This is a genomic window from Ilumatobacter sp., assembly GCF_049588435.1.
Lineage (GTDB): Bacteria > Actinomycetota > Acidimicrobiia > Acidimicrobiales > Ilumatobacteraceae > Ilumatobacter_A.
Genome location: NZ_JBAVYV010000364.1, coordinates 1 through 1,649 on the forward strand (window position 1 = coordinate 1; position 1,649 = coordinate 1,649).

Annotated in this window: 2 protein-coding genes; both read left to right on the forward strand. The window is 65.4% G+C overall.

What is annotated here, in order from left to right:
- Positions 1 to 494 (forward strand): NADPH-dependent F420 reductase (locus WBV89_RS14145; RefSeq protein ID WP_423981999.1); only part of this gene is annotated, 494 nt, incomplete at its 5' end.
- 16 nt (positions 495 to 510) lie between these two features.
- Positions 511 to 1,629 (forward strand): cysteine--tRNA ligase, encoded by a 1,119-nt coding sequence (cysS, locus tag WBV89_RS14150; protein ID WP_423982000.1) that lies wholly within the window; start codon positions 511 to 513, stop codon positions 1,627 to 1,629.
- Positions 1,630 to 1,649 lie beyond the last annotated feature (20 nt).

Genomic DNA, 1,649 nt, shown 5'->3' on the forward strand with positions numbered 1-1,649 from the left:
GCGGTGACAACGCCGCAGCATCGAACGCCGACATCGTCGTGATCGCGACCCCCTGGGACGGTGCGGCCACCGTCGCTCAGGAGAACGCGGCGAGCCTCGACGGCAAGATCGTCATCTCGATGGCGAATGCGCTCGTGCGGGTGAACAAGGAGTTCCAGCCGCTGGTACCGCCACGGGGAAGTGTCGCAGCGCACGTGCAGGCGGCCGTCCCGAAGTGCCGACTCGACGCCGCCTTTCATCACCTGCCGGCCGCCGAACTCGGTGAGGTCGACCACCCGATCGACTCCGACGTGTTGATCTGCAGTGACGACCCCGCGGCCGTGCGCGAGGTCAGCGCAATCGTCACCCGGATCCCCGGATGCCGGCCGCTCGAAGCCGGCGAACTCTCGAACGCGATGGCGATCGAAGCGTTCACCGCGGTGCTGTTGCAGCTGAACGTCCGATACAAGACCCGTGTCGCCCCCCGGCTCACGGGAATCAACGACGCCTCCTGAAGGTTGGCCCAGCCCGATGCAGCTCTACGACACCGCCCGCCGCGCCATCGTTCCCTTCGAACCGGACGACAACGTGCTGATGTACACGTGCGGGATCACCCCGTACGACGCCACGCATCTCGGCCACGCCGCCACGTTCATTGCCTATGACACGTTGCAGCGTCACCTGATCGACAAGGGCCACACGGTCACGTGCGTCCGCAACGTCACCGATGTCGACGATCCGTTGTTCGCCAAGGCCCGTGAGCTCGGGATCCACTACCTCGACCTCGCAGCGAGCGAGGAAGCGCGCTTCGAGCGGGACATGGTGGCGCTGAACGCGCTGCCGGTCGCCAGTTCTCCTCGCGCATCTTCGGCGATTCCCGACATCCGTGGCTTCATCGGCATGGTGATGGACCGTGGCTACGCGTACGAATCGGGGGGATCGGTGTACTTCGACGTGTCGAAGTACGACTCGTTCGGTTCGATGAGCAACTACACCGAGGACGAGATGCTCGCCTTCGCGAAGGAGCGCGGCGGCAACGTCGACGATCCGCACAAACGCAACCCGCTCGACTTCGTCCTGTGGCATCCCTCCGCGCCGGATGAGCCGTCGTGGGACACGTTGTGGGGTCCCGGACGTCCGGGCTGGCATATCGAATGTTCGGCGCTCGCCCTGCGCGAGCTCGGCACGACGATCGATCTGCACGGTGGTGGCGCGGATCTGATCTTCCCGCATCACGAGAGCGAGCGGGCACAGTCCGAAGCCGCCACGGGCGAGACGTTCGTCAAGCACTGGATGCACACGGCGCTCATCTCGATGGACGGCGAGAAGATGTCGAAGAGCCTCGGCAACCTCGTGTTCGTCGACAAGTTGCGTGAGGCGTGGGATCCACGGGCGATCCGACTCGGGATCGTCGAGCACCACTACCGCACCGAATGGGCCTGGGACGAGGACCTGATGCCGCGCAACCAGGCTCGGCTCGAGTCGTGGCAGGCGAACGCTCGACCGAACCCGGATCTGCTCGACGGCGTGCGCGAACGACTCGATGACGACCTCGACACGCCCGGCGCTTTCGAGTTGATCGACGCAGCGGCGAGGTCGAACGAGGGCGTGCTCGAGGCGAGTCGGCTGCTCGGCGTCGAGCTCGATTGATCCACCTCGACTGATTCATC